Source organism: Salegentibacter sp. T436 (assembly GCF_001932675.1).
GTDB classification, from domain to species: Bacteria; Bacteroidota; Bacteroidia; order Flavobacteriales; family Flavobacteriaceae; genus Salegentibacter; species Salegentibacter agarivorans.
In genome coordinates this window covers 3,378,044-3,402,906 of the sequence record NZ_CP012872.1, presented here as the reverse complement: position 1 = coordinate 3,402,906, position 24,863 = coordinate 3,378,044, and the positions used below count along the sequence as shown (strand labels likewise).

Annotated in this window: 27 protein-coding genes; 7 read left to right on the top strand and 20 right to left on the bottom strand. The window is 37.0% G+C overall.

Annotation, left to right across the window (positions count from 1 at the left end):
• Positions 1–121: 121 nt before the first annotated feature.
• From AO058_RS15090 to AO058_RS15055, 8 genes are all read right to left on the bottom strand, one after another.
• Positions 122–484 carry a diacylglycerol kinase gene (locus tag AO058_RS15090; protein WP_075327300.1) on the bottom strand — a complete coding sequence of 121 codons (363 nt, stop codon included), beginning with the start codon at positions 482–484 and terminating at the stop codon, positions 122–124.
• Positions 484–984: a thiol peroxidase gene (gene tpx, locus AO058_RS15085; protein WP_075327299.1), complete on the bottom strand. Its 501-nt coding sequence runs from the start codon at positions 982–984 to the stop codon at positions 484–486. Before tpx ends, AO058_RS15090 begins: the two co-directional genes overlap by 1 nt.
• 131 nt (positions 985–1,115) lie before the next feature.
• The gene (locus AO058_RS15080; protein WP_075327298.1) at positions 1,116–1,364 is read right to left on the bottom strand and encodes a DUF6952 family protein; all 249 of its coding nucleotides are present in this window, start codon (positions 1,362–1,364) and stop codon (positions 1,116–1,118) included.
• A complete protein-coding gene (locus AO058_RS15075; protein WP_075327297.1) occupies positions 1,345–1,659 on the bottom strand; it encodes a thioredoxin family protein in 315 nt (104 codons plus the stop codon). Before AO058_RS15075 ends, AO058_RS15080 begins: the two co-directional genes overlap by 20 nt.
• Positions 1,660–1,681: 22 nt before the next feature.
• A complete protein-coding gene (locus AO058_RS15070; protein WP_057480715.1) occupies positions 1,682–2,320 on the bottom strand; it encodes a peroxiredoxin in 639 nt (212 codons plus the stop codon).
• Between the two features lie 186 nt (positions 2,321–2,506).
• Positions 2,507–3,994, bottom strand: coding sequence for a Na+/H+ antiporter NhaC (gene nhaC / locus AO058_RS15065; RefSeq protein ID WP_075327296.1), 1,488 nt, complete (start codon positions 3,992–3,994; stop codon positions 2,507–2,509).
• Positions 3,995–4,132: 138 nt separating this feature from the next.
• The gene (locus tag AO058_RS15060; RefSeq protein ID WP_198036113.1) at positions 4,133–4,711 is read right to left on the bottom strand and encodes an outer membrane beta-barrel protein; all 579 of its coding nucleotides are present in this window, start codon (positions 4,709–4,711) and stop codon (positions 4,133–4,135) included.
• An 88-nt stretch (positions 4,712–4,799) separates the two neighbouring features.
• The gene (locus AO058_RS15055; protein ID WP_075327294.1) at positions 4,800–6,014 is read right to left on the bottom strand and encodes an aminotransferase class I/II-fold pyridoxal phosphate-dependent enzyme; all 1,215 of its coding nucleotides are present in this window, start codon (positions 6,012–6,014) and stop codon (positions 4,800–4,802) included.
• 158 nt (positions 6,015–6,172) lie between these two features.
• On the opposite strand from AO058_RS15055, the gene AO058_RS15050 reads away from it, so the two are divergent.
• Positions 6,173–6,631: an Lrp/AsnC family transcriptional regulator gene (locus AO058_RS15050; RefSeq protein ID WP_075327994.1), complete on the top strand. Its 459-nt coding sequence runs from the start codon at positions 6,173–6,175 to the stop codon at positions 6,629–6,631.
• A 100-nt stretch (positions 6,632–6,731) separates the two neighbouring features.
• Entirely contained in the window at positions 6,732–8,138 is a 1,407-nt protein-coding gene (lpdA, locus tag AO058_RS15045) for a dihydrolipoyl dehydrogenase (protein WP_075327293.1), read from the top strand.
• A 234-nt stretch (positions 8,139–8,372) separates the two neighbouring features.
• Here the strand turns inward: lpdA and AO058_RS15040 are convergent, their stop codons facing one another.
• Positions 8,373–9,011, bottom strand: a complete 639-nt coding sequence (locus AO058_RS15040) for a hypothetical protein (RefSeq protein ID WP_075327292.1) — start codon at positions 9,009–9,011, stop codon at positions 8,373–8,375.
• Positions 9,012–9,017: 6 nt separating this feature from the next.
• Entirely contained in the window at positions 9,018–9,512 is a 495-nt protein-coding gene (locus AO058_RS15035; protein ID WP_075327291.1) for an RNA polymerase sigma factor, read from the bottom strand.
• Positions 9,513–9,690: 178 nt separating this feature from the next.
• Here AO058_RS15035 and AO058_RS15030 point away from each other — a divergent pair, with 178 nt between their 5' ends.
• A complete protein-coding gene (locus tag AO058_RS15030; RefSeq protein WP_075327290.1) occupies positions 9,691–10,998 on the top strand; it encodes an NAD(P)/FAD-dependent oxidoreductase in 1,308 nt (435 codons plus the stop codon).
• 53 nt (positions 10,999–11,051) lie between these two features.
• Here AO058_RS15030 and AO058_RS15025 read toward each other — a convergent pair whose 3' ends face one another.
• Complete coding sequence (locus AO058_RS15025) at positions 11,052–11,486, bottom strand: hemerythrin domain-containing protein (RefSeq protein WP_075327289.1); 435 nt, start codon at positions 11,484–11,486, stop codon at positions 11,052–11,054.
• Positions 11,487–11,677: 191 nt separating this feature from the next.
• Here AO058_RS15025 and AO058_RS15020 point away from each other — a divergent pair, with 191 nt between their 5' ends.
• Genes AO058_RS15020 through AO058_RS15010 form a run of 3 tightly spaced genes read left to right on the top strand, consistent with a single transcriptional unit; the run spans position 11,678 to position 14,051 of the window.
• Positions 11,678–13,003 (top strand): 2TM domain-containing protein, encoded by a 1,326-nt coding sequence (locus AO058_RS15020; RefSeq protein ID WP_075327288.1) that lies wholly within the window; start codon positions 11,678–11,680, stop codon positions 13,001–13,003.
• A gap of 2 nt (positions 13,004–13,005) precedes the next feature.
• A complete protein-coding gene (locus tag AO058_RS15015; protein WP_075327287.1) occupies positions 13,006–13,299 on the top strand; it encodes a 2TM domain-containing protein in 294 nt (97 codons plus the stop codon).
• A complete protein-coding gene (locus AO058_RS15010; protein WP_075327286.1) occupies positions 13,299–14,051 on the top strand; it encodes a LytR/AlgR family response regulator transcription factor in 753 nt (250 codons plus the stop codon). The genes AO058_RS15015 and AO058_RS15010 overlap by 1 nt, the downstream gene beginning before the upstream one ends.
• A gap of 206 nt (positions 14,052–14,257) precedes the next feature.
• Here AO058_RS15010 and AO058_RS15005 read toward each other — a convergent pair whose 3' ends face one another.
• The 9 genes from AO058_RS15005 to AO058_RS14965 form a co-directional block, all read right to left on the bottom strand.
• A complete protein-coding gene (locus tag AO058_RS15005) occupies positions 14,258–15,061 on the bottom strand; it encodes an anti-sigma factor (RefSeq protein ID WP_075327285.1) in 804 nt (267 codons plus the stop codon).
• Positions 15,061–15,591, bottom strand: a complete 531-nt coding sequence (locus AO058_RS15000; protein WP_075327284.1) for an RNA polymerase sigma factor — start codon at positions 15,589–15,591, stop codon at positions 15,061–15,063. The genes AO058_RS15005 and AO058_RS15000 overlap by 1 nt, the downstream gene beginning before the upstream one ends.
• 101 nt (positions 15,592–15,692) lie before the next feature.
• Complete coding sequence (locus AO058_RS14995) at positions 15,693–16,289, bottom strand: superoxide dismutase family protein (RefSeq protein WP_075327283.1); 597 nt, start codon at positions 16,287–16,289, stop codon at positions 15,693–15,695.
• Positions 16,290–16,392: 103 nt separating this feature from the next.
• The gene (locus AO058_RS14990) at positions 16,393–17,604 is read right to left on the bottom strand and encodes a bifunctional alpha/beta hydrolase/OsmC family protein (RefSeq protein ID WP_075327282.1); all 1,212 of its coding nucleotides are present in this window, start codon (positions 17,602–17,604) and stop codon (positions 16,393–16,395) included.
• 122 nt (positions 17,605–17,726) lie between these two features.
• The gene (locus AO058_RS14985; protein ID WP_075327281.1) at positions 17,727–18,506 is read right to left on the bottom strand and encodes a 3-keto-disaccharide hydrolase; all 780 of its coding nucleotides are present in this window, start codon (positions 18,504–18,506) and stop codon (positions 17,727–17,729) included.
• Between the two features lie 9 nt (positions 18,507–18,515).
• The gene (locus tag AO058_RS14980; protein ID WP_075327280.1) at positions 18,516–19,571 is read right to left on the bottom strand and encodes a sugar phosphate isomerase/epimerase family protein; all 1,056 of its coding nucleotides are present in this window, start codon (positions 19,569–19,571) and stop codon (positions 18,516–18,518) included.
• A gap of 12 nt (positions 19,572–19,583) precedes the next feature.
• Positions 19,584–20,723, bottom strand: a complete 1,140-nt coding sequence (locus AO058_RS14975) for a Gfo/Idh/MocA family protein (protein ID WP_075327279.1) — start codon at positions 20,721–20,723, stop codon at positions 19,584–19,586.
• A gap of 22 nt (positions 20,724–20,745) precedes the next feature.
• Positions 20,746–21,981 (bottom strand): nucleoside permease, encoded by a 1,236-nt coding sequence (locus AO058_RS14970; protein WP_075327278.1) that lies wholly within the window; start codon positions 21,979–21,981, stop codon positions 20,746–20,748.
• 18 nt (positions 21,982–21,999) lie between these two features.
• Positions 22,000–23,013 carry a sugar phosphate isomerase/epimerase family protein gene (locus tag AO058_RS14965; RefSeq protein ID WP_075327277.1) on the bottom strand — a complete coding sequence of 338 codons (1,014 nt, stop codon included), beginning with the start codon at positions 23,011–23,013 and terminating at the stop codon, positions 22,000–22,002.
• Positions 23,014–23,153: 140 nt separating this feature from the next.
• On the opposite strand from AO058_RS14965, the gene AO058_RS14960 reads away from it, so the two are divergent.
• On the top strand, positions 23,154–24,860 hold the full coding sequence (locus tag AO058_RS14960; RefSeq protein ID WP_075327276.1) for a GMC oxidoreductase: 1,707 nt from the start codon (positions 23,154–23,156) through the stop codon (positions 24,858–24,860).
• Positions 24,861–24,863 lie beyond the last annotated feature (3 nt).

Sequence of the window (24,863 nt, the reverse complement as noted above, 5' to 3'; positions counted from 1 at the left end):
TTATGGGATGCTATTTTGTATGCTTAAACGTTCAAATCTAATCAATTATTTTTTGAGAAATATAGAGGAAAATCATTTAGCATTTAAAAGCCTTAGATTCTGAAAGCTACTAAAGAATATTTTAAAAAATATAAGGAAAGTAAATAAACGCACCAATAATTACCGCAGTTACTGCGGCGATAAATACTGCGCCAGCGGCAATATCTTTGATATGCCCAATTTTACTATGAAAATCTGGGTGCACAAAGTCTGCCATTGCTTCAAGGCCTGAATTTAGTCCTTCGGCAGTCATCACCAGGCCTATAGCGACAAACTGAAACATCCATTCGGTTTTAGTAATATCAAAGAAATACCCGGCAATACACATAATTATTGCGAGCACAAATTGCACTTGTATGCTCTGCTCGTGTTTTAGTAACAACCAGGCACCTTTAATGGCATAGCCGCCTCCTCTAATTCTTTTTCCGAGGAAACTATCCCGCATTATAACAGGGTTTTAAGAGCTGCCAGGTAATCTGGTTCTTCGCCAATTTCGGGAACTTGCTGGCTGTGGATTACATTGCCGTTTTCATCTAAAACAATTACTACTCGAGAAAGTAAAGCTTCAAAAGGGCCATCCATAATTTCAAGACCGTAATCTTTTCCGAAGTTTCTATCTCTAAAATCTGATAGGTTAATTACGTTTTCCAAACCTTCATCGTTCACAAAACGCTTTTGTGCGAATGGTAAATCGCGGGAAATACAAAGTACAACGGTATTATCAAGTTCTGTAGCTCTCCCGTTAAATTTTCTAACTGAAGTTGCACAAACCCCTGTGTCTATACTTGGAAAAATATTAAGAATTACACGCTTTCCTTTAAAATCGTTTAAAGTTGCGGTACTAAGATCTGATTTAATGAGGGCGAAATGGGGTGCTCTCTCTCCTTTTTCTGGAAGGTTACCATAGGTGTTAATTTTTTCACCTTTTAATGTTATTTGCGACATGGATGTTTTCTATTAAATTGGATTGATAAATTTAGAACATCTGTTTTAGGGATTTACTAAAATTATCATAAAAACAAAGGGCTGCCTTAATATAAGACAGCCCTTTTTAAATTATAATTAAAACGCGATTTTTAACGGTCTATAGAACCAACTACTTTTTGCATAAAGTTGTTGCAGGCATCTTTTTCTGGAGTACCTCCATCTATAGAATGCTTTACTTCTACAGCTCCGCATAAGTTCGAGATCAATTCACCTATCACATCCATTTCCTCGTCTTTTACGGAACGATGTTCAGAATAGCTTTCAAGGACTTCTATGGTATGTTCCAGTTTTTGAGCCTCGTTCTCGCGTGCTAAATGTTTAATTACTGGTAACTTCATTTACTAGGTCTTTTAGAGGTTCAAATTTGTTAGTTTGTACCTGATTAACGAAACTTCCGTTTTTAAAAGTGGCAAAAGTTGGTAGGTTATCTACATTTGCCAGTTTTCTGGATTCCGGGTATTTTTCGGCATCTACCAATAAGAACGTTGCGTTCTCATTTTCTGAAGCTAATTTCTTGAATTTAGGCTTCATTAATCGGCAGTTACCACACCATCCGGCCATATACTGTACCACCACGGTTTCGTTATCTGAAACTATTTCGTTTAAATTATCTTGTTCAAGTTCTTTTATCATAACAATCTCTTTCCCTTTTTTCTTAGTTTAAGCTTAGGTAAGAAGCAACTCCGTCTCTATCGGCGTTCATTGCGTCTTTACCTTCTTCCCAGTTTGCAGGACAAACCTCACCTTTTTCCTGTACGTGAGTGTAAGCATCTACAAGTCTTAAGAATTCTGCTACGTTTCTACCAAGTGGCATATCGTTTACTCCTTCGTGGAAGATTTTACCTTCTTCATCAATAAGGTAAGTAGCACGGTAAGTTACGTTGTCTCCTTCTAGAGTAACATCTCCGGTTTCTTCATCATAAGATTCTCCGGTAATATCTAGAATTCCAAGACGTGAACTTAGGTTTCTGTTAGAATCTGCAAGGATTGGATATTTAACGCCTTCAATTCCTCCATTATCTTTTGGAGTATTTAACCAGGCAAAATGTACTTCTGGAGTATCACAAGAAGCTCCAACTACCATTACATTTCTTTTTTCAAATTCTTCAGCTGCTTTTTGGAAAGCGTGTAATTCTGTAGGGCAAACAAAGGTGAAATCTTTAGGGTACCAGAATAACAATACTTTTTTCTTGTTTTTCTGTGCTTCTTCCAAAATATTTAGTTGAAAAGTATCACCCATTTCATCCATTGCGTTTACGCTTAAATTTGGAAATTTTTTTCCTACTAATGACATATTAATTCTGTTTTTTATTGGTTTAACTTACATTGTAATTCTTGTGCAAATTTAAGGAAAGTTTCCCCTTAAAAAAGTTATTGAAATTTTAAAATACTATACAATAATAAGTTTTGCTTATTGCGATCGCGAAACTAAATAGAGAGGTTTTATTTAGGAATTGTTTTACCAGTAAAATCAGGGGTTTTAAGCAGTTTGAGTTTTAGGAGATTCGCTTAATTCCTTGATTTTTATACTAAAAGCAGCAAAAAGCAAGGTCATAAACGGACTCAGATAATTGAAGAAAGCATAGCCCGCATAACTAAGGGTTGGTACACCCAAAACACCACTGTGATACGCCCCGCATGTATTCCACGGAATTAATACTGAAGTAACTGTCCCCGAGTCTTCTAAAGCTCTACTCAAATTTTCTGGGGCAAGACCTTTATCGCGGTAAGCTTTGGCAAACATTTTTCCCGGAACTACAATGGCTAAATATTGATCTGAAGCAGTAGCGTTTAAAGCCAGACAGCTAAATACCGTACTGGCAAATAAACCAAAGGTGGTATGGAATAAATTTAATAAAGCTTTACTAATTCTGGCCAGTGCACCAATAGCTTCCATAATTCCTCCAAAAACCATTGCACAAATAATTAGCCAGATTGTACCTAACATTCCCGCCATTCCGCCGGCAGAAAACAGATCGTTTAAGTTTTCATTATCGGTTTCAACTGCAGTTTCTACAGTAATTGCCTGCATAACGCCCCGGTAGCCACTAACAAAATCCAGGTTTGTGGTACCGGCAATTTGCGCTACAATTTCAGGTTGAAAAAATAAGGCAGCGGCAGCACCAAGTAGCGTACCCAGTAATAAAGCGATTAAAGGGGAAGTCTTTTTTACTATTAATGCAATTACAATTATTGGTACTAAAAATAACCAGGGAGATATTCTAAAAGAATTTTCTATGGATGCAAGAATAGCAGAAGTATCGGTAGTTCCCGAGGTATCTAAATTCAATCCAATAATCACAAAAATAATTAGTGTTATGGTTACCGTTGGAACGGTGGTAAGGGTCATATATCTAATATGCGTAAACAAATCGGTTCCAGCCATTGCCGGTGCAAGGTTGGTAGTATCGCTTAAAGGTGATAATTTATCTCCAAAATAAGCCCCGGAAAGAATTGCTCCCGCTGTCATCCCTACCGAAATTCCTAAAGCTTCCGCAATTCCTATTAAGGCGATACCTACGGTGGCTGAAGTGGTCCAGCTACTTCCTGTCGCGACTGAGATCACAGCACAAATAATGACACATGCGGCGAGAAAGATCGTAGGATTTAAAATTTGTAATCCGTAGTAGATCATTGTGGGAATAATTCCTGAAATAAGCCAGGTTCCCGCCAAAGCTCCAACCATCAATAGAATAAGAATTGCCCCGGCTGTACTTTGAATATTACCGGCAACCTCATCTATCATTTTATCGTATTCCACATTGTTAAAATATCCAACAATAGCTGCCACAGCACCTCCAAGTAACAAGACAAACTGGTTTGAACCGCTTAATGAATCGTCTCCAAAAACAAACACATTAAAGGCCAGCATTGCGATAAGCGCAAAAACAGGAATTAATGCAGGCCAAATACCGAGTTCTTTATTTGTAGGAATTTGTTTGGTTTGGGACGGGTTTTGGTTTTCCATTAAAGCTTGAAGTATATGTAGAAAACCTTATCAAAAAAGGTTTTCGGTTGAATTTATTTTAATCAGATTTTTCTATTGGCCTGTAATTTTACGATTTTACAGGAAAATGAGCAAGTTTTCTATAAAACTATAAATTGATTAAAATTTATATCCAACTCCAAGTTGAATTCCAAAGGTGGTAAGTTTTTGGTGGAAATTTTTTTCTTCAAAAGGGATTACCGCATACCTTCTAAAATTAGGGTTTACATAAATTTTGAAATTATTAAACGCATATTGGGCGCCTAATCCAAAACCAACACCAATTCCCGCCTGTGGATCTACAGATTCACTTTCTGAGCCTTGAAAATCCATTACAGGGCCTCCATTTACAAAGAAATAATCCAGGAAATTATAATTTGCAAAAATAGGGATAGAAGTGGTTTGTAATTCTTCAGAACGTGTAGTCTGTTCGGGCATTGGTGCTGAGGTAATGAGCACATCACCACGCCAGTAATTTAGTCCGGTTTCCAGGGATAGGTTATCGGTTACAGAAAGTAAATATCGAAATCCGAATTCGTAAGAGTTTTCAATGTCAGCGCTTCCGCCTCCGGTAATTTCTTCACTTCTTAATAAATCGCTGTTAGTAAACCCGAAATAAAGCCGAACTTCATTTTGAGTTTGCGCAAAAGCATTAAGGCTAAAAAATAGGAAGAATAGGGGGAGTAGTAGTTTTTTCAAAGTTTTATTTTTTGTGAATATACAAAAAAGAGAAAGTCCAAAAATATTCTCACCCTTTAACGATTTTATTTTAGGACTTTCTTCTTTATTAAACCATCTCCTCATCCATTATGCCCACTTCAGCCATACAGGATTTCATCATTTTATAAGTTCGTTCTATATCATTATCCAGACCAATAGAAAAACGAATAAGTCCGTTGCTTAGGCCCATTTCTTCCTGCTCTTCGATTGGAATTTCAGAAGAAGTGGAGCTTCCGGGTGCGCTAAACAGGGTTTTGTAAAAACCTAAACTTACGGCAAGGTAACCAAGGTTTTTTTCCTGCATTAGTTCCATTAACGCGTTGGCTTTATCCAGGCTACCTACATCTACGGTTAATAAACCACCAAAACCGTAATCTTCATTCATCATCTTTTTAAAAGTTTCGTGGCCTGGATGCGTTTTTAATCCTGGGTAAACCGTTCTTAAGCCGTCTTCCTGGAATTTTTTAGCCAAAAACATGGCATTATGGCTATGCTGTTTTATCCTAATATGCAGGGTTCTCAAATTTTTTAAAACCGAAGCCGCTCGCATGCTATCCATTGTTGGGCCAAGTAACATATTAGCACCATCGTTAACACTACGAAGCGCGTTAATAAAATCCTGACTTCCGCAGGTAACGCCACCAACCGTATCGCTGCTACCATTAATGAATTTAGTTAGGCTATGGATTACCACATCGGCTCCCAATTCTTTCGGACTAATAGAAAGTGGTGAAAACGTATTATCTACCACGAAAGTGAGTTGATGCTTTTTGGCGATTTTTGCTAAAGCTTCAAGATCTGCAACTTCTAAAAGCGGATTACTTACCGATTCGCAGTAAAGCACTTTGGTATTTTTGGTGATGGCAGCTTCAACGCTTTCAAGATTTGTAATATCTACAAAAGAGGTTTTGATATTAAACTTCGGAATAAAATTCTTCATAAACGCATAAGTTCCACCGTAAACCGTTCGGCTGGAAACAATATGATCGCCGGCCTGGCAAAGCTGAAGCAGGGTAGAAGTGATAGCGCCCATCCCACTGGCGGCTACATTTGCGGTTTCGGTACCTTCCATTGCGGCGAGGGCTTCACCCAAATATAAATTTGAAGGGGAAGAATGCCTGGAATAAAGGTAGCAACCCTCTGAGTTTCCTTCAAACGTATCGAACATGGTTTTTGCCGAAAGAAAAGTGTAAGTAGAGGAATCAGAAATTGAAGGATTTACTCCTCCAAATTCGCCAAAATACTGAAGATCCTGGATATTATCTGCAGGTTTATATTTCATCTTTATCAAATTTATAGTTCTCTCAAAATTACAGACTAATAGAATTAAAATCAATGGGTATGGTTTAATTCAGTAAATAAAACTATATATGTAATATTTGTTAGATTTATAATCAGTAAATGCTTATTTTAGTAATTAAGCGTAGAAAAATTTTCTTTATGAAATTAGACCAAAAGGATCTCCAAATCTTAAAACATCTTCAGCAGGATAGTAAAATGACTAATAAAGAGATTTCCAACAAGCTGAAACTTTCGGTTACTGCGGTTTTTGAAAGAATTAAACGTCTGGAACGGGAAGGGGTGATTTCTAAATATGTGGCACTTGTTTCACCAGATAAAGTGGAAAAGAATTTTATGGTTTTTTGCCAGATAAAACTTATTCAGCACTCCCGGTCTTATTTAACGAAATTTGAAAGTGAGGTTACAAAACTTACTGAAGTTTTGGAATGCTATCACGTGAGTGGGGAATATGATTATATCTTGAAAGTTATTGTAAAAGATATGGAAGCATACCGGGAATTTATGGTGACTAAACTCACTAGTTTAGATCATATAGGCAGTACACAAAGTACTTTTATTATCAGTCCGGTGAAAAGTACTACGGCGATAAACCTATAATCCTTAAATTTTTACAATGGTTAAATCCTGCATTGGTCATTGGCCTGAATAGTTGTACTTTTGTGTTTACTTTGTTAAAATCAACATAAAACATAAAATTATGAGTAAATATGATGTTGCAGTTATAGGTTCGGGTCCCGGAGGATATGTGGCCGCTATACGCTGCGCGCAACTGGGAATGAAAACTGCTATCATAGAAAAATATTCAACTTTGGGAGGCACCTGCCTAAATGTAGGTTGTATCCCAAGTAAAGCTTTGTTGGATTCCTCGCATCATTACCAGGATGCCGTAAAACATTTTGAAGAGCACGGGATTGAAATTCCAGGTGAAGTAAAAGTTAATCTTGAAAAAATGATGGAACGTAAATCTTCGGTTGTAAGTCAGACTTGCGACGGGGTGAAGTTCCTGATGGATAAGAATAAAATTGATGTTTTTGAAGGCGTTGGTTCTTTTAAAGATAAAACCCACATCAATATTGAAAACAACGATGGTGAAACCGAAACCATTGAAGCTGCGAAAACCATTATAGCTACAGGTTCAAAACCAGCTAATCTTCCGTTTATCGAACTTGATAAAGAAAGAATTATCACTTCTACCGAAGCTTTAAAGCTTAAAGAAATTCCCAAGCACATGATTGTGATTGGTGGCGGAGTGATCGGCCTGGAATTAGGTCAGGTCTATCGTCGTTTGGGAGCTGAGGTTACCGTGGTAGAATTTTTAGACCGAATTATACCTACAATGGATAGCGCACTTTCAAAAGAACTTCAAAAAGTACTGAAGAAACAAGGCGTAAAATTCCATACTTCTACCAAAGTGAAATCGGTAGAGCGTAAAGGAGACGAGATCATTATTAAAGCTGATGATAAGAAAGATAAGGAAGTAGAATTTAAAGGGGATTACTGCTTAGTATCCGTAGGTCGTAAACCTTTTACTGATGGGTTAAATGCCGATGCTGCCGGAGTTAAAGTGACCGATAAAGGAATGATAGAGGTAAACGATCATTTACAAACCAATGTAGATAATATTTATGCAATTGGCGATGTGGTTCGTGGTGCAATGCTGGCTCATAAAGCCGAAGAAGAAGGAACTTTTGTTGCTGAAACTATCGCCGGACAAAAACCGCATATAGATTATAACCTAATTCCGGGTGTTGTTTATACCTGGCCAGAAGTTGCTGCGGTAGGTAAGACCGAAGAAGAACTTAAAGAAGAAGGAATAAAGTATAAAGAAGGAAAATTCCCAATGCGTGCTCTTGGACGTTCCAGAGCGAGTGGAGATACAGACGGATTTGTAAAAATTCTAGCCGATGAAAAAACCGATGAGGTTTTAGGCGTGCATATGATTGGTGCTCGTACCGCCGATCTTATTGCTGAAGCTGTAACTGCAATGGAATATAGAGCCTCTGCTGAAGATATAGCTAGGATGAGCCACGCTCACCCAACTTATGCTGAAGCCGTTAAGGAAGCCGCTCTTGCCGCAACCGATAATCGCGCGCTACACGTATAATTTTTGAATTAAATTTTATATAAAAATGGCTGTTTGATATAATTTTTAAACAGCCATTTTTTATTTTATAGTTTGAAGTCTAAGAGCATATTATTCTAACTTTTCTCTGGTAAGGGGCGTCATTCTGAACTCGTTTCAGAATCTAAGCTGATTAGACCCCCAAATAAACTGTGGAGCAGGCTCTTTTACGATGAGGGGTACGCTTTAAAGAATATTGCAACTGTAAATTATTATCTAAACCTCCAATTTCTTTAATTCTTTGTAATTTCTATTCAAACGTCTTAGTAGAATTCCGTAGATCACCCGGTAGAATATCCATATAATTCCCAGGAAAACTGCCAGTCCACCTAACATTATTCCAGCAAACATTAGCCATTGTAGCGGAGTAAAACTATATTTTTCAACATCTTCAACCACGGTATTAGAAGCGTGATAATTCATGAAAAAGTAAGTATAAATAAGGGTAATTAGCGCAGTGGAAATTAAAATATAACCTATATAGTATTTTACGGTTTTTCTTGTTCGTAGAATATTTTTAATCAATTTCGCTACACTATCTGTAGAAGATATTCTTCGGTAGTTCTTGTAAAAGCAATAGATAAAGAAAAAGGTTATTCCATAATTAATAACATAGGTTACTACGGTAAATTCTTTTAAATGAATACGTTCCATTTCGGCCCAGTATTCGTGATCTGCCCAGAAAATAGTAATAAGTGCCCAGAATAGAAATTCAAGAATACTAATTACAAAAATCCATTTTACAATTGAAGATGAGCGCTTCAACAGCATCTTATAGATTTCATCGTAGGAAAGCTGGGGAATATTACCTTCCCGTTTTTTCCAGTCTTTTTTTAATAAATCCAGTCCATCCATTATTCTCTACGGATTTAAAATGTTTTTTAACTTAGTTTTTACCCTGTTCATCTTCACTCTTGCATTTACTTCAGTAATACCCAGGGTTTCAGAAATATCTCTATAATTTTTATCTTCGAGATATAAAAAAACGAGTGCTTTTTCAATATCGTTTAATTCCTGAATTGCCGAGTACATTACTTTTAATTGTTGCTCGGTTTCATCATCATATTCTTCGGCTTTAATTTTAAAATCTACAGTATCAAAATCCTGCGTTTTTATACTTCTTTTTTTCTTTCGGTATAAGGTGATGGCAGTATTTAAGGCAACCCTGTACATCCATGTACTAAATTTTGCTTCTCCCCTAAACTTGGGGTAAGCTTTCCACAGTTGAATAGTAATTTCCTGAAATAGGTCGTTATGGGAATCCTGATCATTAGTATAAATACGACATATTTTATGCGCTATATTCTGGTGTTTCTCCAGATTTTTTACAAACTGATGTTCTAATTCTTTATCCACAATAATTGGTTAGCTCTTATATGTAGTATAACAGGCTGTAATGTTACAAAAAAGTATAAAGTATAGTTAATGCTGGCTTATTTTTTCAGCCAAAGCGGGAGAAAACTTAAATTTGAGTGCATAACTTCCATAAAAAGGGAGCGATCTAAATCTCGATTATCGAGTAAAACCAACCTTTATGAATATTCCAAGAACAAATTTACCTAGAGTCGTTATTATTGGTGGCGGTTTTGCTGGAATGGCAATGGTAAGAAAATTAATTGGCGAAGACGTTCAAACCGTTATTTTAGACCGTCATAACTATCATACTTTCCAGCCTCTATTATACCAGGTTTCTACCTCTGGTTTAGAGCCAGATTCTATTGCATATCCTATGCGTAAAATTACACGTAATAGTAAGAAATGTCTTTTTAGAATGGCTGAGGTGAAATCTATAAATACCGAAAAAAGTTATATTGAAACTTCTATTGGCGATTTAATTTATGATTACCTGGTGATCGCTACCGGTTCTAAGACTAATTTTTTCGGAAATAAAAGTATTGAGAAGAATGGAATGTGGATGAAAACCGTTCCGCAGGCATTGAATATTCGAAGTTTAATTCTGGAAAATTTAGAGCAGGCCGTAATTACTGATGATCCTGAAAAACGAAAAGCACTACTTAACTTTGTTTTAGTAGGTGCGGGGCCAACCGGCGTAGAGCTTAGTGGCGCCATTGCAGAATTAAAGAATCATATTGTACCTAACGATTATCCCGATATAAACCCTAACGAGATGAATATTCATTTGCTGGAGGGATTAGATAGGGTTTTACCACCTATGAGCGAAAAAGCTTCTAAAAAAGCTCATGCTTTTTTGGAAGAGTTAGGTGTTAAGGTTCATTTAAATACCATGGTAGAAGAATACGATGGCCATTTAGTGACTACCAACACAGACCTCGCCTTAAAAACCGAGACTTTTATCTGGGCCGCGGGAGTAACCGGTGCACCGGTTAAAGGCTTAAAGGCCGAAGCCATGGTAGAAAAAGCCAATAGATATGAAGTGAATGCTTTTAACCAGATTAAAGGTTATGAGAATATTTTTGCAATTGGAGATATTGCGCTAATGCAAACTGAAGCCTATCCAAAAGGGCATCCCATGGTTGCTCAACCGGCAATTCAGCAGGGGAAACATTTGGCTAAAAATATTATGAATATCCTGGAAGGGAAACAACTGGAAGCGTTTAAATATAAAGATAAAGGAACTATGGCCACTGTGGGTAGAAACCGTGCGGTAGTAGATTTAGAACAGGGTTCTTTCGGCGGATTTTTCGCCTGGTTTATCTGGATGTTTGTGCACCTTTGGTTTCTTATTGGATTTAGAAACCGACTGGTAACTTTCTTTAACTGGCTGTATAACTATTGGAATTATGATAAAGCTGCCAGGCTAATTATCAGGCCATTTAAAGGTTACGAAAAGCAAATGAAAGTTGATAAAGAAGAGATATAAAATTAAAAATGCAGTTAAGGTTTTTTCGCTTAACTGCATTTTTTAAATTCCAATTATCTCATTTTCTTTATCTCTTTGTTATAATCTTCTGCAAGGCTGGTTTTTTGTTTTTCGGTTAAGGCTTTTCCGGCCATTTGAAAAACTTCCTGTTCTTCTTCATCAAGATGGTGAGTTACCTTATGTTCAAGTTCTTTAGCAATTTTTAGCCAGTTAGAAGCGTCCATTTCAGTATCTTCCAATTCTTCTATTAGTTCATCCATTTCGTGATGCTCGGCCACACTGTGCCTGGCTTTTTCCTGTGTAAGATCTTTCTTTATCAACGGAATATAAAAATGCCTTTCTTCGGCATCGGCGTGAATTTTTAATTCGTGTTTTAACTGCTCAAAAATCTTTTTTCTTTCTTCGGTATCACCGTGGGTTTCTACCAGTTTAGCCACAAGATCCCGTTGTATTTCGTGTTCCTGGCGTAATGCTTCAAAAATATTCATAATTTAGTATGGGTTTTGCATCGAAATTATTGATTTATAAGTTAAGGAAAATATAATCAGGTAATTTCTTTATAGTTTAAATCGGTTCTAAAGAATAAATTACGGTTCAGTTTAAGTTTTCTACAATTCAGAAATTTTAATTAGTAAAGAAATTGACTTTCTCGCATCTTAGCTCCTGTAAATATAAATTAATGAATTTTTTTCTGAAAATATTTAAAATCAGTCTCATAATCACTTTTTTGGTGGTTTTTCTTGAAATTGTTTTCAACCAATTTAAACTGGAAGCATTGCTGGAATTTGAAACCTGGATAATTTACTTTCTATATGCTTTTATTCTAACCCTAATAAATGGAAGTTACTTTTGGTGGTTTGGCGCTAAAATAGGCTGGGAAAAAGCTACTTTAAGAAAGGTCCTGGCGGGGGCCTTTGGCGCTGTTATTTTAACTTTAATTGGTTTCTTTATTTGCCGTTTGCTACACCACGTAGTATATGACGGAGTACCACTTCAGGAATTTTTGAGCAACGAAAAAATGTCTTTTTATCTTTTTCCTTTGCTTTTCACCACAATTATCTCTTTGTTTTTTCATCTTATTTATTTCTACAAAGCTTTACAGGAAAAGAAGGTAAAGGAGCAAAAGATAATCGCCGGTACGGTTTCGGCTAAATTTGATGCGCTTAAAAATCAATTAGATCCGCATTTCTTATTTAATAGTTTAAATGTTTTAAGTGCTTTAATTGATGAAAACCCAGGGCAGGCACAAAAGTTTACCAGTGCGCTTTCTAAGGTTTATCGTTACGTTCTTGAGCAAAAAAATAAGGAATTGGTTGATCTTGAAGAAGAATTAAAATTCGCCAAAACCTATATAGAATTGCTAAAAATGCGTTTTGAAGATGCTATTGTTTTTAATTTTCCTTCAAATTTAAAGAATCCCGAAGCAAAAGTGGTCCCGCTTTCACTGCAATTACTTTTAGAAAATACTATAAAACACAACACTGTAAATTCTGAAAATCCATTAGAGATTAGCATTGTAGAAGAAGATAGAAATCTGGTGGTAAAAAATAATCTTCAGCCCAAAGGAATTCTCAAGCGGGGTAGTGGAGTAGGGCTTTCAAATATTAAACAGCGTTATAATTTGCTAACCGATAGGAAAGTGCAAATAGACAATTCAAATAACATTTTCAGCGTAAAATTACCGCTATTAACCAAAATTGTAAAAATGGAAGAAAAATCACCAGTGTATGCCGAGCAGGATGCTTATTTACGCGCAAAAAAACAAGTAAAAGCAGAACGCGAATTCTATGCAAATTTAACATCTTATTTAATTGTAATTCCTGTCTTGGGATTATTCAATTACCTCACCTACAGCGGATTTATATGGGCTATTTTTCCGGCAATAGGTTGGGGCATAGGAGTGTTTTTTCACGGCTTATCAGTTTTTAATTATAATCTTTTACTCGGAAAAAATTGGGAAGAGCGAAAAATTAAAGAATTAATGCAAAAAGATAAAATCAACTAATTATGGAAACTTCAGAAGATAAATATTTAAAAGCCCGGGAGCGGGTTAAAGAATTACGGGAGTTCTACAATCATTTATTCTCCTATATTTTAGTGAATTTATTTTTAGCCGGAATCAATTACTATACAAACCAATGGGAATATCCCTGGTTTTTATGGGTTGTAGGCGGTTGGGGAATAGGTTTAGCCTTTGATGCTCTAAAAGCCTTTAGGTTAAACCCCATGTTTGATAAACGCTGGGAAGAACGTAAAATTAGGGAATATATGGAAAAGGAAGAAAAACAGCGTTGGGAGTAATGGAAATAGTAATTGTTGAAGACGAAAAACCTGCCGCACGCCGCTTACAAAGAATGCTGAAAAAGCTGTATTTGGAAGTAAATACTATGTTACACTCGGTAAAAGAAGGAATTGATTGGTTTAATAAGAATCCTGAACCCGATCTCGTTTTTCTTGATATTCAACTTAGTGATGGCATCTCCTTTGAAATATTTGACAAGGTAAAAATCAATAGCGCAGTTATTTTTACCACCGCTTACGATGAATATGCGCTAAAAGCTTTTAAACTGAATAGTGTAGATTACCTCCTGAAACCCATAGATGAAGAAGAATTGGAAAATGCCGTGAACAAGTTCAGGGAAAATTATCAGAAGAATAATTCCCAAATTGATTTTAATGCTTTTAGAAAAATTCTTGAAACCGGAGGCAAACCAGATTATAAAACCCGTTTTACCATTCAGGTTGGGCAGCATTTAAAAATTATTTCAACCAGCGAAATTTGTTGTTTTTATTCTGAAAATAAAGCGTCTTATCTTACAACAACTTCCGGTAGAAATTATCCTGTAGATATTTCGCTTGAAAATCTGGAAAACGACCTGGATCCTGAAAAATTCTTCAGAATTAACCGTAAATCTATTGTGAATATTGATTGCATAGAAGATATTATTAGCTACACCAACAGCCGTTTAGAAGTTAAGTTGAATGCTTTTTCTGGGTTTCAATTAATTGTAAGTCGGGAGCGGGTTAAAGACTTTAAAAATTGGATTTCTTAGCCTTAAACTGTTAAAGTATAATATTTTAAAACCTTACGACTTATTTCTTCGTAAATATTGATGAAGACTGGATTTTAAACAACTTTGTTTTCTTCCGGTTTTCTATTTCTATTTTTTTGGTTGGTTATGTGAAGGTTTGCTGTATAAGATATGGCGAACCTTCATTTTTTAATGATGGAGATTCACTAAAATGTTTTGTTCTAAAATTAAGGTGCAGCTACAGTTCCTAAAACATATAGTTGTTCCATTGTTGGAGTTTCACTACCGCCCTCAGGCTCCAGGGTAATTCCAAAAGCTTCAGACTGGTTTGGGTTTTCCAGACTAAAAACTTTATTATCATCGGCTTCAAAATTTGCCAGTAAACCTAAACTGGTAGGAGTAAGAGGTTGCATGGTAAGTGACCAAACCTGGTAAACTTTTCCTCTGGGAGGTTCAGGTAGCTCTTTGGCATCTATATAAGCGGTATTTTCTTGTGTATTCCAATAAACGGAAGCAAAGGCTTCAGGAGCTACCTGCTGACCTTTTAGCGGGATTCGCTGTACGTTTCTGTCCCTTATAACCGCAAGTAATTCTTCTGCTTTTTCAACATCCTCACGTGCGTTAGCGATTTGTTCTTCCATTTGAACATTTCTGGCATTCGCAGCTTGTAATTCTTCTCTTAATTCGCTGGTTCGGTTAAAGAAAACGAAAAGGCCAATAAGCAATAATAAACTTGCTGCCCAACCGGTATAGGTAATCCAGTTTATGCTTCTAACCGGAGTCGCTACCGGAGCGGTTCCTGCTGGTGATTTGCTTAACTTCTCTTTTATTGAAGAAATTAAATGTTCGGCATTATTTGGAGCCGCAGCAGCTGAAAGTGTAAGTAAAGCTTTTTCAATTTCTTCAACTTCGGCTTTAACTTCAGGATATTCTTTTAGCACACGACTAACCTCTCTACTTTCTTCTTCAGAAAGTGCTCCATAAACATATAGTTCAAGAATTCCAGACGATATGTACTTTTGAATATCCATTACTTAATTACCATTGCTCTTAATTTATCTATACAAACACGGTTTCTGGTTTTCACCGTTCCCAGGGGCATATCTAATTCTTCTGAAGTTTCTTTTTGAGTATAGCCTTTAAAAAATAAATAATCAATCAATTTTTTACAAACCGGTTTTAAAGCGTCTATGTACTTTTTAAGTCCGATAGAATCTACAGCTTCAGAGAAATTAGTTTTAGCCTCTAATATATCTACGAAGTTATCGGTCTTAAGGTTTTGTTGGTCGTTTTTAAAATCTTTAGAGCGTATTTTATCTATAGAAGCATTTCGGGCAATATTAAGAATCCACGTGAAAAAACGGCCTTTATCAGAATTGTAACTGGGTGCTTTGTCCCAGATTTTTAAAAACACATCCTGTAATACTTCTTCAGCAACTTTTTCGTCTCTAATTATGGTAAAAATAATTCCATAAGTACTTTCAGAATATAAATGGTAAATACGCTCAAAGGCACGTTCGTTACCCTTTTGAAGTTCTAAAATTAAAGCGTCTTGTTGCATAAATAGATAATGACTTGCCGGGTAAAAATATGATAAACTCCCGTGTAAAAAAATAAAAAGCGGCAATTTGCCGCTTTTTATTAATTCTTATGTGAAAAGATTTACATTTTTATTACTCCACATCCAACTCTGGTGCCTGCAGCTCCAGAAGGTTGAGAGGTGAAATCATCAACTCCGTCGTGAACTATTATTGCTTTTCCAACAATATTCTTGTTTTCATCGTCACAATCTATACACCATTCATCTGTAGTCATGCTCACAGTACCTTCTCCATTGGCATCAACTTCAAAGTTGCCTATATCGCCTTTGTGGTAGCCTTCAGCATCACCCCACTTACCATGTTTTTCGTTGGTTGGGTTCCAGTGGCCCCCGGCAGAAGTTCCATCTTCAGCAGAGCAGTCTGCTTTCTGGTGAATATGGATCGCGTGTTGACCCTCGGCTAAACCTGTGATGGTAGCTTCCATAGTAACTTCTCCATTTTCCTGGGTAAAAGTTACTTCACCACCTAAGTTGCTTCCGCTTTTAGGCTCTAGAGGTACAGTTATTTCTTTAACTTCTTCCTCGTCTTGCTGTGCTTCCATTTCAGAATTCATTTCTGTTTCGGCAGCGTTTTCAGCGTCATTGTCTTTTTTGTCGTTTTTACAGCCAATTATAAATAAAGAGGCGCAAAATACTAATGATAAACTTATTCTTTTCATAATCTATTGATTGGTTTTTAGATTAAACATTACTAAATTAAGCCTATCCCAAGGCCTGACCAAAGATTTAAGGATAGGTTAACAAACTCAGTTTTTCAGCATTCTAAATTAGTTTGGTAGTAATATTTGTTTCAGAAGTTAAACTTCTGTGTACCGGGCAACGATCGGCAATTTCCAAAAGTCTTTGTTTTTGCTTTTCATCTAAATCCCCAACGAGCTTAATTTCCCTTCTAAAAGTATCTATTTTTGAAGTTTTCTCTTCGCAGTTTTTGCAATCTGTACTATGTTCGCGGGAATAATGAACGTGGGTTTCAACATCTTCTAAAGGCCAGTCTTTTCGTTTAGCATACATTTGAAGCGTCATAGAAGTACAGGAAGCCAGGCCAGAAGATAAGAACTGATATGGAGTAGGGCCGTAATCTTTACCGCCGGCTTTTATAGGTTCGTCTGCCAGGAAAGTATGGTTCCCGGCCTTCATTTGGGTGGTAAACCCATCTTCTGCCTCTAAGCCTGCTACCACATCAGCTTCAGATTCTGGTACTTCTTTTTTAGGAATGTCTAAATATCTTGAAGCCCAGGAAGCAATAACATTTCCGGCATAAGCGGCATCTTCTTTATTGGCAAGCAAATGTTGCGAACCGTCCAGGGAAATAAAGCTCTTAGGATGCCGGGCAGCAATATAAAGTTCTTCGGCATTTTTAATACTTACAATTCTGTCCTGTGGTGAGTGCATTATTAACAGTGACTTTTTAAGCTCACCCAGGTAAGATTTTAATTCGTGTTTATCAATATCTTCAAGAAATTGCTTCTTTATTTTAAAAGGTCTACCGCCAATATTTACCTGTGCTTCACCGTTTTTCTCAATTTCCTCAACATTATTTTGTATTAAATGCTGAACATGAGCAGTAGTTGAAGGCGCTGCTATAGTGGTTACCGCTTTAACCGATTTTAATTCTTTTGCAGCGAATAAAACTGCTGCACCACCTAACGAATGTCCAATTAAAAGGCTGGGTGCTGTAAATTCTTCCTGTAAATAAGTTGCAGCAGCCAGAAGATCCTGAATATTTCCTGAAAAATTACTTTCCGAAAATTCTCCTTCACTTTCTCCCAGTCCTGTAAAATCGAAACGTAATACTCCATAACCGTTTTGGGCCAACGTTCTACTTATATTTTTAGCAGCAAAAAAGTTTTTATTGCAGGTAAAACAATGCGCGAAGAGCACAAAATTATGAGGATCCTGATTAAATGGAAGCTCTAAATATCCAGATAAATCGTCTCCATTTTTATTCTTAAAGTTTACTTTTTCAGTTTTCATCTATAAGTTTTTATTCAAGGTACAAATTGTTTGCAATGGCTAAAACAAAAAAGCTGATTGAATTATCAAAAAAATGGATTTTTTGAATTTCAATCAGCTTTTAATAACAAGGAGGTTTCTGCTTATTCCAGTTCCCTTATTTTAATATTTCTAAACCAAACTTTATCGCTATGATCTTGTAAAGCAATGTGGCCTTCCCGATTTTTACCGAAATCTTCCCAGTCTTTAAACTTTGAGTTTTCTACCAATTTACTCCATTCTTCCCCATGTACCGGGAACTCGTTTATTAAAGTTCCATTTAAACGTACAGAACCTTTATTGGTTTTATGGTTAATTCTAATTACGGTTTTGTTCCATTCTCCCGCATTTTTGGTTTTATCTTCACTTGGCGGCATCATATCGTAAAGGGCACCGGCTTGTCTAACCTCACCATTTTTTGCATCCGGATGCAGTTTATTATCCAGTAACTGAATTTCGGGACCTGTTAAATATGGTTCAGAAAATTCTTCACTTTCCTGAACGCCCCACATAATTCCGCTATTTCCTCCTTCTGAAATTTTCCATTCCAGGGAAAGTTCAAAATTAGTATAGGTTTTTTCTGAAATAAGATTCTCAGTACCTTCACGTTCTCCTTCAGCAGGGGAAAAAGCAAGCACACCATCTTTTACCTGCCACTGGTTTGAAATGGAATCGGCGTTAAAAGCTTTCCAGCCCTCAAGGTTTTGCCCGTTGAACAAGCTGGTGTAATTTTCCTCATTATTAGCCATTGCCGTAGTATCGTTCGCTGCATCAGCTTCATAGGCCTCTTTTGCTTCCTGGTCTTCTCTGTCTGATTTGTTATCAGATTTACAGGCGGTGGCCATAATTGTTGCCGTTACTAGAATTAAACTTATTTTCTTCATTTTATATAATTAGTTGATTCCTAAGATTAGTTTTAATTTATTTTCGTCAATTTCGCTTCCTGCAAAATCATCAAATTTCTTTTGAGTAGCTTCAATAATATGACTTTGAATAAAAGGAGCTCCTTCGCGGGCACCCTGGTCTGGAGATTTAATACAGCATTCCCATTCCAAAACCGCCCAAACATCGCAACCATATTCGGTTAATTTTGAAAAAATGGTTTTAAAATCTACCTGGCCGTCCCCGGGATGTCTATATCTTCCCGCTCTGTCTATCCAGTCTCCATAACCACCAAAAGAGCCTTTTTTCCCCGTAGGGTTAAATTCAGCATCTTTTACGTGAAACATTTTTATGAATTCGTGGTAATGGTCTATATATGAAATATAATCTAATTGTTGCAACACAAAATGGCTGGGATCATACAACAAATTAACCCGTTTGTGATTATTGGTTGCTTCAAGAAAGCGTTCAAAAGTAACTCCGTCGTGAAGGTCTTCTCCCGGGTGAACTTCATAACAAACATCTACGTTTTGTTCATCAAATTCATTTAAAATAGGTAGCCAGCGTTTTGCAAGTTCCTTGAATCCCATTTCTACCAAACCTTCCGGTCTTTGCGGCCAGGGATGAGCGGTATGCCAAAGCAAAGACCCGCTAAATGTACCATGCACATCAAGACCAAAATTACGGCTTGCGCGGGCTGCACTCTTCATTTGTTCTACGGCCCATTCGGTTCTGGCCTTTGGATTGCCTTTAACTTCTTTTGGAGCAAAATTATCAAACATAGTATCGTACGCCGAATGTACTGCCACGAGCTGTCCCTGTAAATGGGTACAAAGCTCTGTGATTTCCAGTCCGTAAGATTCTACTTTTCCTTTAATCTCGTCGCAATAATCTTTGCTTTCCCCCGCTTTGGTTAAATCTATCAAAGCTGTTTCCCAGGTTGGGATTTGTATTCCTTTATATCCTAAATCTGCCGCCCATTCGCATAAACCATCCAAACTATTGAAAGGCTTTTCTGTATCCATAAATTGGGCTAAATAAACCGCAGGTCCTTTTACTGTTTTCATCTCATTATTTTTTTATGCGTCTATTTTTATCCAAACATTTCCTTTAGAGTGAGACTCTACTACTTTTTCTATAAAGTTCATTCCGCGCATACCGTCTTTCATGGTAGGAAATTCAGCAGGATGATATTTTTCACCGTTAATTGCGCGAGCAACTCCTTTATAAATATTTCCCATAGAATCAAAAATACCTTCTGGATGTCCCGGAGGTAGCTTGGTGCCGTCTAAAGATAGGGCTGAATTGTACTCGTGCCCCGGTTTTAAAACCTTCATAGGTTGCCCTTCTTCTAATTTGTAAAGGTAATTTGGGTTTTCCTGTTCCCATTTTAAACCGGCTTTTTTTCCATAAATTTTTACCGCAAAGTTATTTTCTTCCCCGGTAGCGATCTGGCTTGATCTAAGCACTCCTTTTACAAATTCTGAAAAACGAAGAAGCACTGTGCCGTCCACATCCATCTTATTATCGGAGTATACATAGTTCAGGTCCGCTAAAAGCTCTTTTACTTCCAGGCCTGTTACATATTCAATCATATCAAAAGCGTGGGTTCCAATATCGCCAATACAACAACTTATTCCACCTTTTTCGGGATCAAGTCGCCAAATACTGTTTCTTTGTTCTTTATCGTGTATAATTGAATTTATCCAACCCTGATAATATTGCACGTCAATTTTTTGAACTTCTCCAATCTCTCCGGCAGCAATCATTTCTTTCATTTGCCTAATCATTGGGTAACCGGTATAGGTATAGGTTACCGCAAAAACGGTTTTCGATTTTGTAAGTGTCTGTTCAAGTATTTTTGCTTCTTCGTAAGTGGTGGTCATAGGCTTTTCACAGATCACATGAAAACCGTTTTCCAGCAGCTGTTTTGCCATTGGAAAATGTAAAAAGTTGGGGGTAAGAATAGAAACAGCCTTTATACGCTCTTCTTCGGGCAGTTTGGCTTCTTCTGCAATTAAATGGTCCAGATCTTTATAAACCCTATCGGTACCAATGCCAAGTTCTCTTGCAAACTCCTGACTTTCTTTTAATTCTGGATTAAAAACCCCGCCTACAAATTCAAATTTATCGTACATAGAAGAAGCTACCCGGTGTAAAACTCCTATAAGGGAATCTCCACCGCCGCCTAAAACTCCTAATTTTATTTTTTTACCCATATTTCAGTAATTTTTTGATTGGTTATATTTCAATATCTTTTTTGGCTATTTTTTCGTCTTTAAAGAAAATAGCAAATAATATAAGAACTACAAAAGCAAATGCCGCGGGGAAGATCCAAATTTGTTCCCAATTATGGCTGCCATCGGCGTTCAAATACATGTCGCTAACCTGCCCGGCTACCCAGAAACCAATAAGCATCCCCACACCATAGGTAGCTAAAGTAATTAAGCCCTGAGCGGCACTTTTAATTTTTGGCCCCGCTTTGGAGTCGGTATATATTTGTCCCGAAACAAAGAAAAAATCATAGCAAATTCCGTGAAGTGCAATTCCTATTATTAACATAAAAGCAAGCTCCCCGGTATCGCCGTAGGCAAAGAGCAAATATCTAACCGTCCAGGCTAACATTCCTGCGAGTATTGTTATTTTAAATCCGAATTTTTTGAAGAAATAAGGAATAAGTAAAAGAAACAAAGCTTCTGAAACCTGGCCTATAGACATTTTTGCTGTAGGATCTTCCATTCCAATTTCAGAAAGAAAAGGGTTGGCATTTTGGTAATAAAAAGCCAGTGGAATAGAAATTAGAATAGAGGAAATAAAGAAAATAAGGAAGTTTTTGCCTTTAAGTAAGCCAATTGCTTCCAGCCCTAAAATATCGGAAATTGAAACTTTTTCTCCTTTGCTGCTCGGGGGAGTTTTAGGTAGACTAAAACTGAATAAGCCTAACATAGCAGAAGCTATTGCAGCCATTAAAAAGGTATATCGAAGCATTCCTTCTGCACGGCCCTCGGCAGAATCCCATGCAAAAACGAGACTTATTATTAATCCTGAAATTATCCACCCAATAGTTCCAAATACTCGAATACTTGAAAATTGTTTAGAAGGATCTGACATTTGATAAAAAGAAATGGAATTTACTAAAGCCAGGGTAGGCATATAAATAATCATATACCCTAAAACATAAGGATAAAAATTGCTAAAATCTTCTGCCTGAAACATCATATAAAGCAATAAGGCACCAATAAGATGAAGTACCCCAAGGATGCGTTCGGCATTAAAAAAACGGTCGGCAATTAGCCCAATAATAAAGGGAGCTACAATTGCTCCCCAGGATTGAGTAGAAAAAGCCATAGCCGTTTGTGCACCAGTGGCTTCTAAATTTTGCGGTAAAAAAGTACCTAAAGTTACAAACCACCCTCCCCAAATAAAGAATTCGAGGAACATCATGGTTGATAGCTGGAATCTGGTTAAACTTTTCATTATCTTTTGTAGCTTCTCTTAGTTATTGTTGCTGATTAATTTGCTTCCAACTTCTATTAAAAGTTCTTTGGTGGCTTTTATACCTTCCTCAGGAGATAAATTCTCTCCTTCATATTCTACCCCTATGAAACCGGTGTATCCTGCATCCTGAACAATTTTTAAGATTCTCTCATAATCAAGGCTCGTTTCTTCCCCTTCGTCATTAAAATCGTAAGATTTGGCGCTCACAGCTTTTGCATGAGGCATCATTTCTTCTATTCCCTGGTACTTTGGATATTCCTCTACACATTTTGCTTCCCAACGTTCACCGCCCTGTCTTTTAAGGCAAAAATTACCAAAATCTGGAAGGGTACCGCAGTTTTCCATATTTACATCTTCAATTACTTCTACAAGAAGTGCCGCGTTAGAAGAAAGATATCCGTGATTTTCTACTAAAACATTCACATTTTTTCCCGCTGCATATTCACTAAGCGCTTTTAAGCCTTTGGCGGCTGAAGCTTTCCATTCTTCCGGTTCTTCACTACCAAAAAGATTAACTCTTATAGAGTGAGCGCCTAAAAAATTAGCGGCATCAACCCATTTTTTATGATTTTCAACGGCTTTTTCACGTTCTGCCTGATTGGGGCTGGCTAATTCTCCTTCACCGTCTACCATAATTAAAACGTTCTCTACATCAAATTCTTCACTCTTTGCCTTTAAAGTATCCAGCACTTTTTGCATTGCCTCTTCAGGATTACTGGCTTCACTAATGCGTTGGCCGTAAAAGCTGCTAACATATTCAATGCCTTCAAATCCCATTTCGTTCGCTTTTTCAGCAAAATCTATTGGATCTAATTCCCCGGCAAAAATTGGCTTATTAAGAGACCATTGTGCAAGAGAAAGTTTAAAAAATGGTTCAGCATTTTCTTCGGTTTTAACTTCAGCGGTTGTTGCGTTGTCTTTTTCAGCTTTTTGATCTTTACAGGAAAAAATTCCGAAGGAGATAAAAAGGAATAATAAAAAATAGGAAAGTTTGGTTGGTCTTAGGTTCATAAAATTGTATTTAAGAGTTGATTTTACTGATAGTTTAAGATCTTAAAAGTATACTTTTTTTTAAAGAAGCAAAATTATAAGCATAAATTTATATATTTGAAGGCATTCGATTAACTAAATTATTAATTAACTACAGGACAGTGAGCAATTATTATGACAAAGACACTTATGATGCAATAGTCGTAGGTACAGGAATTAGCGGTGGTTGGGCTGCAAAAGAGCTTAGTGAAAAAGGATTTAAAACCCTTGTACTCGAGCGTGGACGTATGGTAAAACATATTGAAGATTATCCTACAATGAATGATGATCCCTGGGATTATAAATTTAAAGGACAATTAACCCGGGAAGAAGAAAAACGTCAGGAAAAACAGGCACGTACCGGTTATACAACCAATAAAGCCAGTGCACATTGGTTTGTTGACGATATTAAGCATCCTTATAATGAAGTAAAAAGATTTGACTGGATGCGTGGTTATCACGTGGGAGGAAGATCTATTATGTGGGGGCGGCACAGTTACCGCTTAAGTGATTTAGATTTTACGGCAAATAAAGAAGATGGGCACGGTGTAGACTGGCCAATTCGCTATAAAGATATTGCACCCTGGTATGATTATGTTGAATCGTATATTGGGGTTAGTGGTGAAAATCTTGGCTTAAGCCAATTACCTGATGGAAAGTTTCTTCCACAAATGCCGCTAAACTGCGTTGAAGATCACCTTAAAAAAAGTATGGCCGACAATTTTAGTGATGGCCGTGTTTTAACTGCAGGTAGGGTTGCACATATTACCGGAGACAAAGAATTTGAAGGTCGTTCCAGTTGTCAGTTTAGGAACCGTTGTATTAGGGGTTGTCCTTACGGCGCTTACTTTAGTAGTAACTCCTCTACATTACCGGCTGCAGAGCGAACCGGAAATATGACTTTAAGGCCTAATTCTGTAGTAAATCAGGTTGTTTACGATCCTGAAACCAAACTGGCTACTGGGGTAAAAGTTATAGATACTGAAACTAAGGAGGAAATAGAGTTTAAAGCCAATGTTATTTTCCTTTGCGCTTCTGCCATTGCATCTACGAGTATTCTTATGCAGTCAAAATCTGATAGGTTTGAGAATGGTTTGGGGAATGATAGTGGAGAACTGGGGCATAATGTAATGGACCACCATTTTAAAGCCGGAGCATCTGGTAAATATGATGGTTTTGAAGACCAATATTATAAAGGAAGAAAACCTAACGGAATTTATTTGCCCCGTTTTAGAAATATTAATGGAAGCGATAACCTTGGATTTACCCGTGGTTATGGTTACCAGGGTGGTGCAAGTCGTGGAGACTGGAGTGAAGGCATTGCTGAAGCTTCTTACGGCAAAGAATTAAAAGAAGCCATTGTGAAGCCGGGTGGCTGGACCATGGGCTTAATGGGCTTTGGGGAAACCTTACCTTACCACGAAAATAAAATGAGCCTGGATTATGATAAAACCGATGAATGGGGCTTGCCAACAGTAACTTTTGATGCAGAGTTCAAAGAAAATGAACTTAAAATGAGAGAAGATATGGTAGGCCAAGCAATAGAGATGTTGGAAAAAGGCGGATTTGAAGATGTACAGGGTTATGATGATATTGGCGCACCGGGACTTGGAATTCACGAAATGGGAACTGCCAGAATGGGAAGAGATCCTAAAACTTCGGTTTTAAACGGAAACAATCAGGTACACGCCGTTCCTAATGTATATGTTACCGATGGTTCTTTTATGACTTCTGCTGGTTGTCAAAACCCATCATTAACTTATATGGCAATGACTGCAAGGGCTGCAGACCACGCTTCTAAAAATTTTAAAAAATCATCTAACGCTTAATTA